The 13,155-nt window shown below is 59.6% G+C and carries 14 protein-coding genes; 11 read left to right on the top strand and 3 right to left on the bottom strand.

Translation table 11 applies throughout. The features are described 5' to 3' along the window. Nucleotides 1–28: 28 nt before the first annotated feature. The 11 genes from phnL (at nucleotide 29) to ACIQUH_RS13875 (ending at nucleotide 10,387) form a co-directional block, all read left to right on the top strand. Entirely contained in the window at nucleotides 29–736 is a 708-nt protein-coding gene (gene phnL / locus ACIQUH_RS13925; protein WP_080826862.1) for a phosphonate C-P lyase system protein PhnL, read from the top strand. Next, the gene (locus tag ACIQUH_RS13920; RefSeq protein WP_400815947.1) at nucleotides 733–1,350 is read left to right on the top strand and encodes a DapH/DapD/GlmU-related protein; all 618 of its coding nucleotides are present in this window, start codon (nucleotides 733–735) and stop codon (nucleotides 1,348–1,350) included. The genes phnL and ACIQUH_RS13920 overlap by 4 nt, the downstream gene beginning before the upstream one ends. A gap of 237 nt (nucleotides 1,351–1,587) precedes the next feature. Beyond that, the gene (gene phnC, locus ACIQUH_RS13915) at nucleotides 1,588–2,448 is read left to right on the top strand and encodes a phosphonate ABC transporter ATP-binding protein (RefSeq protein ID WP_400815944.1); all 861 of its coding nucleotides are present in this window, start codon (nucleotides 1,588–1,590) and stop codon (nucleotides 2,446–2,448) included. An 85-nt stretch (nucleotides 2,449–2,533) separates the two neighbouring features. After that, complete coding sequence (gene phnD, locus ACIQUH_RS13910) at nucleotides 2,534–3,439, top strand: phosphonate ABC transporter substrate-binding protein (RefSeq protein WP_060722755.1); 906 nt, start codon at nucleotides 2,534–2,536, stop codon at nucleotides 3,437–3,439. Nucleotides 3,440–3,509: 70 nt separating this feature from the next. Continuing rightward, a complete protein-coding gene (phnE, locus tag ACIQUH_RS13905) occupies nucleotides 3,510–4,496 on the top strand; it encodes a phosphonate ABC transporter, permease protein PhnE (protein ID WP_400815940.1) in 987 nt (328 codons plus the stop codon). Beyond that, nucleotides 4,496–5,845, top strand: coding sequence for a phosphonate ABC transporter, permease protein PhnE (gene phnE / locus ACIQUH_RS13900; RefSeq protein ID WP_400815937.1), 1,350 nt, complete (start codon nucleotides 4,496–4,498; stop codon nucleotides 5,843–5,845). The genes phnE (ACIQUH_RS13905) and phnE (ACIQUH_RS13900) overlap by 1 nt, the downstream gene beginning before the upstream one ends. Nucleotides 5,846–6,122: 277 nt before the next feature. Continuing rightward, a complete protein-coding gene (locus ACIQUH_RS13895) occupies nucleotides 6,123–6,821 on the top strand; it encodes a DUF1045 domain-containing protein (protein WP_400815935.1) in 699 nt (232 codons plus the stop codon). Further along, a complete protein-coding gene (locus ACIQUH_RS13890; protein WP_400815933.1) occupies nucleotides 6,818–7,954 on the top strand; it encodes an alpha-D-ribose 1-methylphosphonate 5-triphosphate diphosphatase in 1,137 nt (378 codons plus the stop codon). The genes ACIQUH_RS13895 and ACIQUH_RS13890 overlap by 4 nt, the downstream gene beginning before the upstream one ends. Further along, nucleotides 7,951–8,550, top strand: a complete 600-nt coding sequence (gene phnN, locus ACIQUH_RS13885) for a phosphonate metabolism protein/1,5-bisphosphokinase (PRPP-forming) PhnN (protein ID WP_400815931.1) — start codon at nucleotides 7,951–7,953, stop codon at nucleotides 8,548–8,550. The genes ACIQUH_RS13890 and phnN overlap by 4 nt, the downstream gene beginning before the upstream one ends. An 87-nt stretch (nucleotides 8,551–8,637) precedes the next feature. Further along, nucleotides 8,638–9,678 (top strand): AraC family transcriptional regulator ligand-binding domain-containing protein, encoded by a 1,041-nt coding sequence (locus ACIQUH_RS13880; protein ID WP_400815928.1) that lies wholly within the window; start codon nucleotides 8,638–8,640, stop codon nucleotides 9,676–9,678. A gap of 463 nt (nucleotides 9,679–10,141) precedes the next feature. Beyond that, the gene (locus ACIQUH_RS13875) at nucleotides 10,142–10,387 is read left to right on the top strand and encodes a transcriptional regulator (RefSeq protein WP_400815926.1); all 246 of its coding nucleotides are present in this window, start codon (nucleotides 10,142–10,144) and stop codon (nucleotides 10,385–10,387) included. Between the two features lie 218 nt (nucleotides 10,388–10,605). Here the strand turns inward: ACIQUH_RS13875 and ACIQUH_RS13870 are convergent, their stop codons facing one another. The 3 genes from ACIQUH_RS13870 to exbD form a co-directional block, all read right to left on the bottom strand. Then, nucleotides 10,606–11,595: an Ldh family oxidoreductase gene (locus tag ACIQUH_RS13870; RefSeq protein WP_400815924.1), complete on the bottom strand. Its 990-nt coding sequence runs from the start codon at nucleotides 11,593–11,595 to the stop codon at nucleotides 10,606–10,608. Nucleotides 11,596–11,743: 148 nt separating this feature from the next. After that, nucleotides 11,744–12,670, bottom strand: coding sequence for an energy transducer TonB (locus ACIQUH_RS13865; protein ID WP_400815922.1), 927 nt, complete (start codon nucleotides 12,668–12,670; stop codon nucleotides 11,744–11,746). Continuing rightward, entirely contained in the window at nucleotides 12,667–13,152 is a 486-nt protein-coding gene (gene exbD, locus ACIQUH_RS13860) for a TonB system transport protein ExbD (RefSeq protein ID WP_035219571.1), read from the bottom strand. Before exbD ends, ACIQUH_RS13865 begins: the two co-directional genes overlap by 4 nt. Between the last annotated feature and the right edge of the window lie 3 nt (nucleotides 13,153–13,155).

Raw genomic sequence — 13,155 nt, 5'->3', positions numbered from 1 at the left:
AAATCACGCGCAGGAAGAAAGAACCACCATGACGACGCCACTCATTGTTTCGGAAGTCTTCAAAAGCTTCACCATGCATCTTCGCGACGGCATCGAGCTGCCGGTCGTCCGCGATGTCAACTTCTCCGTTTCCGGCGGCGAATGCGTCGTGCTCGGCGGCCCTTCGGGCATCGGCAAAAGCTCGATCCTGAAAATGCTCTATGGCAATTACGCCATCGACAGCGGACAGATCCTCATCCGACATCAGGGAGAGGTCATCGATATGGGCAATGCCTCGCCGCGCACGATCCTCGACATCCGCCACCGCACCATCGGTTATGTCAGCCAGTTCCTGCGCACGGTGCCGCGTGTCGCGGCCATTGACGTCGTTGCCGAGCCGCTTCTGGCGCGCAAGGTTACCGCCGAAGATGCGCGTGAGCAGGCGGCCATGCTGCTTTCCAAACTCAACCTGCCACGGGAATTGTGGTCGCTGCCGCCCGCGACCTTTTCGGGCGGTGAGCAGCAGCGCGTCAATATCGCCCGCGGTTTCATCACCGATCATGCGATCCTGCTCCTCGACGAGCCGACCGCCTCGCTCGACGCCACCAACCGGCGTGTGGTGGTCGACATGATCAGGGAGAAAAAAGAGAAGGGCACCGCGCTGCTCGGCATCTTCCACGACGAGGAGGTGCGCGAAGCCGTGGCTGATCGCATTCTCGACGTCTCGCAATTCTCGCCCCGGAAGGCAGCGGCATGAGTGTCAAGGTCGGTCTCGAACCCGTCATCCACGAAAGTGCCCGCGTCACCAATTCTTCGATCGGCCGCTATACCGAAATTTCGGAGCGCTGCCGCCTCGAGGAGGTCGAGATGGGCGACTACTCCTACGTCATGCAGGATGGCGCCATCTGGTGCGCCACCATCGGCAAATTCGTCAACATCGCCGCTTCCGTCCGCATCAACGCCACCAATCACCCGATGCAGCGGGCGACATTGCACCATTTCACCTATCGTGCCCGCAACTATTGGGATGATGCGGAAGACGAGACGGACTTCTTCGCCGCCCGCCGTGCCAAACGCGTGGTGATCGGCCACGATGTCTGGATCGGCCATGGTGCGACCATCCTGCCCGGCGTCACGGTCGGCAACGGCGCGGTGATCGGCGCAGGCGCGGTCGTCTCGAAAGATGTGGCGCCCTACACGATTGTCGGGGGCGTGCCCGCCAGGCTCATCCGCGAACGCTTCCCGGCTGAACTGGGCCGGCAAATGGATGATCTGCAATGGTGGGACTGGGACCATGCAGCCCTGCGCGGCGCTCTGGATGACTTCCGCAACCTGGCGGCAGAGGATTTCGTCGCGAAATATGGCGGATGAAATCTCCCTCTTTTGCAACAGTTGAAAATCCCGGAGCAAGACTCCGGGATTTTTGTTTTTACGCCTTTAAGGGACGCGCGGATTTCAGCGCACCGAGATACCTCCTGAAAGCTTTGTCGGCGAACAGGCGTGGGACGCGCCCCCGGGAATATGTAATATTTTATTCATCAAACTGACACTCACGCTTCACGCACCGCTGTTACGTGGAACCCCGTCAAAAGAAGATTGGACGGGGAAATGAGCTTTCACCTGAAGCAAGTCACGCGCCGTTTCGGCAACCACACTGCGGTCGATTCCGTTGATGTCGAGATACCGCAGGGTCAGATGGTCGGCGTGATCGGGCGCTCCGGTGCGGGAAAATCGACGCTGCTGCGCATGATCAACCGCCTCGTCGATCCCTCCTCGGGTTCCATTCATTTCAACGACACGGAAGTATCGTCGCTGAAGGGTGCGGCGCTGCGCAACTGGCAGCGCGACTGCGCCATGATCTTCCAGCAGTTCAATCTGGTGCCCCGCCTCGACGTGCTCACCAATGTCATGCTCGGCCGCCTCAACCACCGTTCGACGGCGCTCAGCCTCTTCAACATCTTCACCCATGAAGAGCGGCTGATGGCGATTGCCGCGCTGGAGCGGCTCGGTATCGAGCATGTGGCCATGCAGGCAGCAGGCACGCTTTCCGGCGGCCAGCAGCAGCGTGTCGCCATTGCGCGTGCGCTGATGCAGTCCCCGAAGATGGTGCTGGCCGATGAGCCGATCGCCTCGCTCGATCCCCTCAATGCCAAGATCGTGATGGACGCGTTGCGCGACATCAACGAGCGCGAAGGCATCACCGTCATCACCAACCTGCACACGCTGGATACGGCACGCAATTATTGCGAACGCATCATCGGCATGTCTCAGGGCCGCGTCGTCTTCGACGGGACGCCTGCGGAGCTGACGGCTGCCGCCGTCACCGAGATTTACGGAACCGATTCTCAAGGCTCCGGCATCGATGAGACCATGACCTCGACCAGCATCAATATTCCCGGCGCGCAGCTTGCCGCGCGTCCGGTGCAACAATCTGCCGGTCCCGAACCGCTCGCTCTCGCCGGGCTCTGAGGAACCGCTCAGCATCGTTTGCGCCCGCGTCAAGGGCCGACACTTCACAACAAACTCCGGCTCGCCGGGAAACAGGAGAAAGTCCATGTTGAAGAAAGTCCTTCTTTCGGCAGTCGCCCTTGGCGTTCTGGCCGGTTCCGCCATGGCTCAGGACGTCAAGGTTCTGCGCATCGGTCTCGACGGTTCCGAAAACGAAGCCGACCAGATCCGCAACACCAAGTGCGTTGCCGATGGCCTCAAGGCTGCAACCGGCGTTTCCGAAGTTCAGGTTTTCCCGTCGCCGGACTATAACGGCGTCATCCAGGGCCTGCTCGGCGGCACCATCGACATCGCTTCCATGGGCGCATCCTCCTACGCCAAGATCGCTCTGGCCGATCCGAAGGCCGTTGACCCGATCCTGACCACGGCTGGCGCCGATGGTTCGACCGGTTATTACACGATCATGGTTGCCCGCAAGGACAGCGGCATCAAGACGCTGGCTGACGCCAAGGGCAAGAAGATCGGCTTCGCCGACCCTGACTCCACCTCCGGCTTCCTCGTTCCGAACGTGGCTATCCCGAAGGAAACCGGCGTTCCGGTCAAGGAATACTTCTCCGAAACCGGCTTCGGCGGCGGCCATGAGAACCTCGTTCTCGCCGTTCTCGACAAGAAGTTCGACGTTGGCACCACCTTCGGTTCGGGCGTTGGCAAGTGGGAAGAAGGCTACACCGCCGGCAACCTCTACCAGATGGTCAAGAAGGGCAACCTCGACATGGACGATATCGTCGAAGTCTGGAAGTCGCCGCTGATCCCGAACGGTCCGCTGATGGTCACCAACAAGCTGGGCGACGCGATGAAGCAGAAGGTCGAAAACTTCTTCATGGAACTGCCGAAGAAGGACCTCGCATGCTTCCAGGGCTTCACCCAGGGCAAGAACACCGCCTACATCAAGGTCGACCCGTCCTTCTACCAGACGATCATCGACGCCCGTAAGTCCGTTATCGGCGGCTGATCCTCAGATCATATCCGGAAGCGGCGGTGCCCCACGGCGCCGCCGCTTTTGCCAATAAAGGAAAAGCGGCATGGCGACCACACTGCACAATGGTACCCTCTCATCCGAGGGGTTGAGCGCATCGTCCCGGACGGTCATGCGCCATTATCAACAGCAGCTTGCGACACGGCGGATCTATACCGTCATTTCGCTCGTGATCTTTCTCGTCATCCTCGCCGCCTCCCTGAATTTCGCCAATGCGGCCAATTCGGGAAAATTCTTCGAGCGCCTGCCCTATTTCTTCGATTTCATGAAGACCTTCGTGCCCGATAGTCCGCTGGAAATCTTCCGGGCGATGTTCGACCTGCCGTCGCCCTATGCGGATGGTTCGCTGAAATATAATTATGTCGCGGATCGCGTTTACATCACCGACGGCTTCTACATCCCGCATTTCATCTACCAGCTGATCATCACACTCAATATCGCGCTGGTCTCGACAATCATCGGCACGAGTTTCGCCTTCGTGCTCTGCTTCTTTGCCTCCACCAATCTCGTCGGCGCTGGCCTCGTGCGCTGGGTGGTGCGCCGGGTGATGGAAGTGCTGCGCGCCTTTCCTGAAATCGTCGTCGCCGGACTGCTGACCGCCATCCTGTCGATCGGTCCGATCGCGGCCATCATTGCGATTTCGGTTCATACGATCGGTGCGCTCGGCAAGCTCTTCTTCGAAGTCGTCGAAAATGCCGACATGAAACCGGATGAAGGCCTGCGCGCCGCTGGTGCCAACTGGCTGGAGCGGGTGCGCTTCGCCATCGTGCCGCAGGTGCTGCCCAATTTCGTGTCCTACGCGCTGCTGCGCGCCGAAATCAACGTGCGCGCCTCCACCATCATCGGCGCTGTGGGCGGCGGCGGCATCGGCGAGGTCTTCCGCCTGTCGATCGGTAACGATCACGCGTCGAAGACCTATGCCATCATCATCCTTCTGCTGATCACCATCATCGCCGTCGACCAGTTTTCCAGCTGGCTGCGCCGTAAGCTGATCGGCCAACAATCCTTCGAATTCGGACGGGGAGCGGCCTGATGTCGTCCAGCTTCATTCTCAACACCGCCGACCGCGAGAGGCTGACGGCTGCATATCCCGGCGTATTCAACCGCAGTTTCATGCAACGGTATGGCCTGCTCGTGGGCCTTCTTGCCGTCACCGCCTATCTCATCGGCTGCTTTTTCTTCTTCAATGTCGGACCGGCTTTCATGCAGGGGCGGTGGGATCGCGCTTCGAGCTATATTCAGGACTGGTATTCCTGGCGCGCCCAGCCGCGCCTGCGTTTTGAAGACGGCAAGGTTGAGCCGCAATGGTCAAGCCGCGGGCAATATCCCGCCGATGCGAAGATCGACTGGCTGCAGCCCCTGCCGGGCGGCGGCTACAGTGTGGTCTATGCCGGTACGCAAAACCGCCTCGATGTGACCCCGACCCGGGTGGATGTCTATGTCGACGGCAAGAACTACCCCGTCATCATCAATGACGATGCGGCGGTCGCTCCGCAGGGCCTGCCCGACGAAATCCAGCAGGACGGCAAGAAGGTTCTCGTGCATTACGGCTTTGCTGGCCAGGCGGAAATCCGCACCAGCCAGGTCTATGTGCAGCGCCGTTTCCTTGGATGGGCCAACTTCCTGTTCGACACCAAATCGGAATTCTGGGGCAAGGGTTATGGCGAACTTGCCGCGCTGGCGCTCTGGGGAGAAAGGCTCGATCCCGAACGCTCCAACATCGGCCATATGGTCGATGATTTCCTCGACAACAGCGTCTGGCAACATGCCGATATTCTTTCCAAGCTGATGCAGACGCTGGTGATGGCATTTGTGGGCACGCTGTTCGGCACGCTCGTTGCCCTGCCGCTCGCCTTCATCGCCGCCCGCAACATCACCGCCAACAAGGCCGCAAACTGGGGCATGAAGCGCCTGTTCGACTTCCTGCGTTCCATCGACATGCTGATCTGGGCGCTGTTCTTCACCCGCAGTTTCGGCCCCGGACCGATCCCCGGCATTGCCGCGATCTTCTTCACCGATACCGGCGCGCTTGGCAAAGTCTACGCCGAGGCACTGGAAAATGTGGACGACAAGCAGCGCGAGGGCGTCAAGTCGGTCGGTGCATCCCCGATTGCGGTCAATCGCTTCGGCGTGTTGCCGCAGGTTCTGCCGGTCTTCATTTCGCAATCGCTCTACTTCTGGGAAAGCAACACCCGTTCCGCCACCATCATCGGTGCGGTGGGTGCCGGCGGCATCGGCCTGAAACTGCTGGAGGCGATGGGTACGAATGCCGACTGGGACAAGGTCGCCTATATGGTTCTGCTCATCCTCTTTGTCGTTTTCCTGTTCGACCACATCTCCAATTCCCTGCGTTCGCGCCTGATCGGTAAAACACAGCACTAAGCCTAAAAAGAGCGGGATGATAAAAGCCACAACGGCATTTGTTGTCCCGCCCCTCGGGCATTTGCAGAGCCCTCACGGACGCCGAACATATCCCCCTCGCCTCGTCCATCTGCCATTGGAGCGCATTCGCGAACTCTGCCGCATTTCGAATGCGCTTTTTTCCCTCGGCATCATCATTCTGTCACGGAAACCAATTACCTCGCACTCCTGACCTTGCGGGAAGCGGGCGAGTCACGCCAAATAGCTTCTCATCCCTGGTTTCCCATGACACTGAAGAGTGCTTGCCGTGCGCTACGCCATCTATTTTTCTCCGGCTAAGGATCATCCGCTGACTGAAGCAGCGTCGCGCTGGCTGGGCCGAAATGCATTTTCCGACACATTGCATGACGACCACGACGACTATGCCGAGATGACGGAAGAACCCCGCCGTTATGGTTTCCACGCCACCCTGAAGGCGCCTTTCGAACTTGCCGAAAAATACAGCGAGGCGGAGCTGCTCGCGGCCTTCGAAGATTTCGCGGCCAGCCAGCCTGCCTTCGAAATTCCCCGCGTCGTCGTCGGTGCGCTCGGGCCTTTTTTCGCACTGGTTCCGGACCGCATTTACCAGCCGCTGCAGGATTTTGCCGCCGAGATCGTCGATCATTTCGACCGGTTTCGCGCACCCCTGTCCGAGACAGATATTGCCCGGCGGCGGCCACAAATGCTGACGGAGAGCCAGCGGCAAAATCTGTCGCTCTGGGGTTATCCGCATGTGATGGATGACTTCCGTTTTCACATGACGCTGACCGGCCGCATCGACGAGAGCGATCAGCCCGCCATGCACGAGGTGCTTTCGGCGCGGTTTTCCGAGTTCGTTGATCAGCCCCTCAGCATTTCCGGCCTCGCTTTGTTCATTGAAGAAACGCGTGGCGCGCCCTTTACCGTTCATAGCTGGCACCCCCTTGGCCAGCCACCAAAGAAAGATGCGAACCCATGACCGAGCACGCCCTTTCCAATGCCCGTATCGTTCTGGAAGACGATATTATTCTGGGCTCCGTCCTGATCCGTGACGGCAAGATCGCCGATATCAGCGAAGGCGCCTCCAAGACCGGAGAAGACCTCGAAGGTGACTTCCTGATCCCCGGCCTGGTGGAACTGCACACCGACCATCTGGAGCAGCATTATTCGCCGCGCCCTGGCGTTATCTGGGACAAGATCGCCGCCATTCAGGCCCATGACGCGCAGGTCGCGGCCTCCGGCATCACCACCGTATTCGACTGCCTGCGGCTCGGCTCGGATGAGGATGGCGGTTTCAAGAAGGGCGAAATGCGCGAAATGGCTGACGCCATCGAGGCGGCGGCGGACCAGAACCGCCTGCGTGCGGACCACCTGCTGCATCTGCGCTGTGAGGTCGCCTCCGCCGATGTGCTGGAGCATTTCGAAGACTTCGAAACCGATCCCCGCGTGCGGCTGATTTCGTTGATGGACCACTCCCCGGGTCAGCGCCAGTTCCAATCGATGGATCAGTACATTTTCTATTACCAGAAGAAGCGCGGTTTGAGCGACGAGGCTTTCGCCGAGTTCGTGCGGCGGCGGCAGGCTGCTTCGGCGGAATTTTCCGCCAAGCACCGCGATTATCTGGCCGCCCGCTGCGCCGAACGCGGCATCACCGTCGCAAGCCATGACGACGCCACCGAAGCGCATGTCGGCGAGGCGATCGGCCACGGCGTGAAACTGGCGGAATTCCCCACCAGCGTCGAGGCTGCAAAGGCCTCGCACAGCGCCGGCATGAGCGTGCTGATGGGTGCGCCGAACATCGTCCGCGGCAAATCCCATTCCGGCAATATCGCCGCCCGCGATTTGGCCGAGATCGGCGTGCTGGATGTTCTTTCTTCCGATTATGTGCCGTTCAGCCTGCTCTTCGCGCCCTTCCTGCTCGCCGATCAGGTGGAAGCCATCTCTCTGCCGGAAGCGCTCCGCATGGTCACTGCCACGCCCGCCCGGACGGTTGGCCTTGTTGACCGTGGTCGTATCGCAACGGGACTGCGGGCCGATCTGGTTCGGGTTCATCGCGAGGATGGTGTGCCGGTCGCCCGTTCGGTCTGGCGGCAGGGCAAGCGCGTGGCATGACCGGCGATGGGCAGGATAGCCGGCGCGAACAATTGCCCGGCACGATGATCGTGATTGTCGGCCCCAGCGGGGCCGGCAAGGACACGCTGATGGACTATGCAGCGACACAGCTTTCCAGCCGGCCGGGTTTTCACTTCACCCGCCGTGTCATTACCCGCAGCGGCGATGCTGGCGGTGAAAATCACGATGCCGTTTCGATACATGAGTTCAATCGGCTGGAAGAGGCGGGCGCCTTCGCGGTCTCCTGGCAGGCACATGGGCTGAAATACGGCATCCCGGCTGCGGTCTATCGTCATCTCGAGGCGGGCGACGTGGTCATCGCCAATGGCTCGCGCTCGGCACTTCCCCATTTCGGCACCGCCTTTTCCCGTCTCAAGGTCGTGAACATCGTCGCGCGGCCGGAGGTGCTGGCAAGGCGGCTGGAGCAACGCGGGCGGGAAAGCCGGGACGATATCCTCCGGCGGCTGGAACGCAGCTCGCTGGCCGTCGTCGGGGACTTCGATGTCATAACCGTCGATAATAGCGGCGCAATCGAAGATGCCGGCCAAACCATCATGCGGGTGCTGGAGCAAAGCGCCGGTGTGGGCCGCGCTTAAAATCCCCCGGCCTGGCTGCTCGACAAACGCCCTTTCAAGGCTTACCATCAGGCGACAATTTCCAAACATGGTACGCCAAGGCGAGGGATGCCCGAAAAAAGGGTCAGTGATGAGATAACTGTGGTCGCCGGTCTGGCTGCCGGCGTCAGCAATTATGCCCGGTCACGGGGCATCGATATCGCTCCCATCTGCAAGGCCTTGAATATTGATCCAGCCACATTCAGCAGCCTGACGGAGCGTATCAGCCTCGATAGATTTTCACGTCTGCTCGAAACCTGCGCACTGATTTCCGGTGACGATGCCTTCGGTCTGCAATGTGCCTCAGCCTTTCCCGCAGGCGCATCCGGCGCATTCGGATATGGCCTGATCAGTGCACCGACGGTAAGGGCGTTCCTGCGCTTTCTTCAGGACCATGTTTATTACGCGACCAATAACAGCAATTTCACCATGGTAACGGATGCCACGCAGGTAACCCTGTCATGGTCCTTCGCACCGGTTATCGCCAAACGCGATCAATATGTGGATTTGTCGCTCGCCGTCCTGGTGCAGCGCCTGCGTGATATTCTCGGAGATCGTATAAACCAGATAGAGATCGGTCTGGAGCGGCCGAAACCGAATAATATTCAACTATTTAGAGAACGAATGACGAGGCGCGTCAGTTTTTCCCAGCCCATCCATACCATGCGTCTGCCAGTATCGCTTCTCGATGTGGTCAATCCGAATGCGGATGAGCGGCTGTTCGAGCTGATGAACCTGCAGTGCCGCATGTTGCGACCGGAAACATCGTCGGATGCGACCCATTTCATCGATCAGGTGAAACGTTACATGCAGATGCGGCTGTCGGATGCCGAGCTGTCGCTCGGGGAGATCGCCCCCTATTTCAACCTGTCGGAACGGAGTTTTCAACGGCGGCTCGCCGAACTCGGCACCAATCTCAACGAGATAAAGGACGCCATCCGCAAAAACGCCGGTTTCAAGCTCCTCGTGGAAAGCGATCTTCCGGTATCCGACATTAGCTACAGGCTGGGCTATTCGACACCCGGCGCGTTTTCGCGTTCCGTTTCCCGCTGGTTCGGGGCAACACCGACCGATATTCGCAAGAAACACGCGCATCATTCCGCCGGATGATCCATGTTGTCGGCATCAATATTTCGGAATGACACATTAAATTTGAGAAATATGTCGGCGCCGATTATGATGTGTGCCGAAACATAACAATAAAACGAAAAACTTGGCGCGAGATGTTATTCTATCGGTGCAGCACATCGCCTATTAGAGCGCCGCATATCCTTCGGGTGTGACGAAAACATTCCAAAGCTTTGAAGCTGCATTACGCGCCAGACCGATTGTGGTCTCTGGCAATATCGATGTCGCAGTTCCTTTCAATGCCCGGAACACAGCGTCCGCCGGAATCGTCTGGCTGCGAAAACGGCCTTTTATTGCATAATTTCCAATGCGAAATGAAACCTATTGGCGAAATTGGCGTTTCCGTTCGCGTGTAGACAGAACGGTTCACGAACCGGTTTTGGGGAATGAACCATTGCCTGATCGTGCCCCCGGCAAGGTCAATCTCTTTTGAGGCTGAAAGAAAATGTCTTCAAATACGCCACATGAACATCGCCAGGCGCGGGAAATCATCCTTTCGGAGCGTGAGCGGCATTATCTTGGGCTCGTGGCGCGGGGCAAGCATCCGTCCCATGTCGCCTTGATCACCGGTGCGGATGAAGCGGATGTGAAAGATACTCTTGAAAGGGTGCGCCACAGGCTGGGTGCGACCAATCTGCTGAATGCCGTCAGCATCGCCCTGCTGCGCGGCCTGATCGAACAGGATGCATAATCGACAAATGATCATCCAGGCTTACGCGAAACGTCCCCTCCCGTAAGCTGAAAACCGAATGAGCGGCTTTCTGCGTCAAATCTCTCCATATCAATGGCGGGATGGCGGACCAAAAGCGGGCTGGACATGATGTCCGGCTCTATCGACGCAAATGCAAAGCGGCCATTTACGGTTTGCCCGGCGGGTCATATTCGATCCGCCGGGTTTTTATTGTCACGTCAAAGCGATTGAATTTCGGCCAGAATATCGCTTTCGATCACGATGCCGCTTTCCAGCGCCTGTTTGCGAATCCCCTGGCTGCGGCGGCCGGGCAGACGCACATTTTCCTGCTTTTCTATCTCGCCGGCGATGAGCGCCAGCCGCTCGGTAAAGGCCGCACCGCCTGACGATACGGGGTCTATGGCGATGATCGTGTGGCCGAGAGAGGGTGGCGCGCCCTTGTCGTCCAGAAGGGAGGAAGCCTCGAATGCGAAGTTTCCGCCGGTAATCGCCGCAGCCATGATCTCAACCATCAATGCCAGCGCGGCACCCTTGGCCTCGCCCGCGGGCACCATGGTTCCCTCTATGGCCTCTTCGGGATCGGTCGTCGGCCGGCCGTTTCTGTCAAGCGCCCAGTCGCCGGGGATCGTTTCACCCTTCTGGCGGGCGGCCATGATCTTTCCGCGCGCGACCTTCGACAGGGCCAGATCGATGACCAGCGGATCGGCGCCGCCGACGGGGGTAGCGAAGGCGATTGGATTGGTTCCATAAAGCGGCTTGCTGCCGCCCCAGGGCGCCATGGATGCCGGCGCGTTGGCGAACATGAGCGCGACAAGACCCATTTCGGCAAGCCGCTCGACGGTCAACGCCATGACACCCGCATGATGGGAGCGGTGGATCGCGGCAAGCGCGATGCCCTGCTGCCGTACCACATCAGGCAATTCCTCAAGGGCGCAATCGATCGCCGGATAGGCATAACCGTGATTGGCGTCGATCGACAGCACGCCCGGCTTCACGCGCGTCGCCAAGGGACGCGCCTTGCCGTCGACCTTGCCAACCCGCGCCTGCCGAACATAAACGGGGATGCGACGAAAACCGTGGCCGCTTTGACCAGCCGCTTCGGAGGCGACGAGCGCCTTTGCGACCGAGCGGGCGTTTTGCGGCAGAACGCCGTTGCGCTCAAAGATAGAGGATACGAGATCCTCCGCCTCTGCGATTGAGAATTTCATGATTTTCGTGATTCCTGTTGGCTTGCATGCGATGGGACGATTGGTCCTACTCTGCGGTATACGGTCGCTGCAAATCAACATCGAAAATAAATCGGGCATCCCGTCCTCTCCAGAGTCGGGATGCCCTCATGTGGTCGGGTTGTTTCGCCTACTTGAAAAGAATCGGCAGGGTGAAACTCGTATTTGCGCCTGGCGGCGGCGGCGAGACGGACGCTTTTTGTATGACCGCCAAAAGCTTCTGATCCATCGCCGAGTCGCCAGTGGATGAAATAATCCTCGCACCGCCAACGGAACCGCCGCTATCGATCCTGAAAGAAACCGTGATCGTCATTCCCGATTTTCCAGCCGAACGGACCAGTCGCCGCTGCATCGCCGAGCGCACTTTCGCACCCCAGTCGGCATTTGACATGGACGAGGCCGAGAAGGAGCCGGCATTGCTGCGCGACGCCGCCGTCCGGTCGGACTGCTGGGCTTCAGCCTTCGCCGTTTCGCGCAGTTCCGATGCCTGCTGCGGTTTGGGACGCTGGCGATCGACCTTCTTTTTCTCTTCCGGCTGTTTCTTTTCCACCTTTTTTTCGACAGGTGGCGGCGGAGGCCGCATGACGGGTAAGGGAACCTCGACATTTTCGAGTTCCGCCATCATCTGCTCCTGAACGGGGTCAATCGGCTCCACGGGCTCAGGAATTTCCTGCGGTTCGACGATCTCCTCGACCGGCGGTTCAGGCGGCTGCACCGGCTCGGGCGGCGGCGGCGTTTCCGCAACCGGCTCCGGCGGCGGCGGCTCTTCCGGGGCGGCTTCCTCCACCGGTTCGCTGCTGTCGCTCTTCACCTCTTCGGCGTCTTCGACATCCTGCGCCTGCGTTGTTTCTTCGGTCTTGACGGCTTCTGGTATCGCCGCCATTTCGATCATGATCGCAGCAGGCGGCGGCCCGCCGGCATCCAGTTCCTCGGGCTCCTGCATAAGATAATAGGCAAAACCGGCGTGAACGCCCAGCATGAGCAACGCCGCGGCGGACCACAGCGTCACTTCCCCGAGACGGGAATGCCGGGCCTGCGGGTAGCCGTTTTCAGTCATGGCGCGGTTCCCTGCGCTGCCGGCGCCACGGGCTGGCCAGCGGCGGCAGGCTGCGATGCGGCAGCCGCGTTTTCCAGCCCGACAAGGGCGATCTTCAGATAACCGGCATCTCTCAGCAGATTCATGATTTCCATGAAGTGGCCGTAATCGACCGCCTTGTCGGCCCGCAGGAAGATGCGCGTATCCTTCTTGCCGCCCGTCTGCCGGTCTATCGCGGCCGCCAAGGCTTCGCGTGCAACCGCATCATTGCCGAGATTGAGCGAAAGATCGTCCTTCACCGTCAGATAGAGCGGCTCTTCCGGACGTTCCGCCGGCTTGGCGGTGGATGCCGGCAGATCGACATTCACATCGACGGTGGCCAGCGGTGCGGCCACCATGAAGATGATGAGCAGAACCAGCATCACGTCGATGAAGGGCGTGACGTTGATCTCGTGGTTTTCGGAGAGATCGTCTCCGCTATTTTCGCGAATGCCGCCAGCCATGAC

Source organism: Agrobacterium sp. NPDC090283, assembly GCF_044769685.1.
In the GTDB taxonomy this organism is placed as follows: Bacteria; Pseudomonadota; Alphaproteobacteria; order Rhizobiales; family Rhizobiaceae; genus Agrobacterium.
This window is presented reverse-complemented; position numbering and strand designations above follow the sequence as displayed.

Excerpts from the sequence above, each read along its gene's own strand:
- phnE (WP_400815937.1), top strand. The coding sequence starts at position 4,496 with ATGTCGTCCAGCTTCATTCTCAACACCGCCGACCGCGAGAGGCTGACG.
- phnL (WP_080826862.1), top strand. The coding sequence starts at position 29 with ATGACGACGCCACTCATTGTTTCGGAAGTCTTCAAAAGCTTCACCATG.
- ACIQUH_RS13865 (WP_400815922.1), bottom strand. The coding sequence starts at position 12,670 with ATGACTGAAAACGGCTACCCGCAGGCCCGGCATTCCCGTCTCGGGGAA.
- exbD (WP_035219571.1), bottom strand. The coding sequence starts at position 13,152 with ATGGCTGGCGGCATTCGCGAAAATAGCGGAGACGATCTCTCCGAAAAC.
- ACIQUH_RS13870 (WP_400815924.1), bottom strand. The coding sequence starts at position 11,595 with ATGAAATTCTCAATCGCAGAGGCGGAGGATCTCGTATCCTCTATCTTT.
- ACIQUH_RS13880 (WP_400815928.1), top strand. The coding sequence starts at position 8,638 with ATGCCCGAAAAAAGGGTCAGTGATGAGATAACTGTGGTCGCCGGTCTG.
- ACIQUH_RS13875 (WP_400815926.1), top strand. The coding sequence starts at position 10,142 with ATGTCTTCAAATACGCCACATGAACATCGCCAGGCGCGGGAAATCATC.
- phnN (WP_400815931.1), top strand. The coding sequence starts at position 7,951 with ATGACCGGCGATGGGCAGGATAGCCGGCGCGAACAATTGCCCGGCACG.
- phnE (WP_400815940.1), top strand. The coding sequence starts at position 3,510 with ATGGCGACCACACTGCACAATGGTACCCTCTCATCCGAGGGGTTGAGC.
- phnD (WP_060722755.1), top strand. The coding sequence starts at position 2,534 with ATGTTGAAGAAAGTCCTTCTTTCGGCAGTCGCCCTTGGCGTTCTGGCC.
- phnC (WP_400815944.1), top strand. The coding sequence starts at position 1,588 with ATGAGCTTTCACCTGAAGCAAGTCACGCGCCGTTTCGGCAACCACACT.
- ACIQUH_RS13920 (WP_400815947.1), top strand. The coding sequence starts at position 733 with ATGAGTGTCAAGGTCGGTCTCGAACCCGTCATCCACGAAAGTGCCCGC.
- ACIQUH_RS13890 (WP_400815933.1), top strand. The coding sequence starts at position 6,818 with ATGACCGAGCACGCCCTTTCCAATGCCCGTATCGTTCTGGAAGACGAT.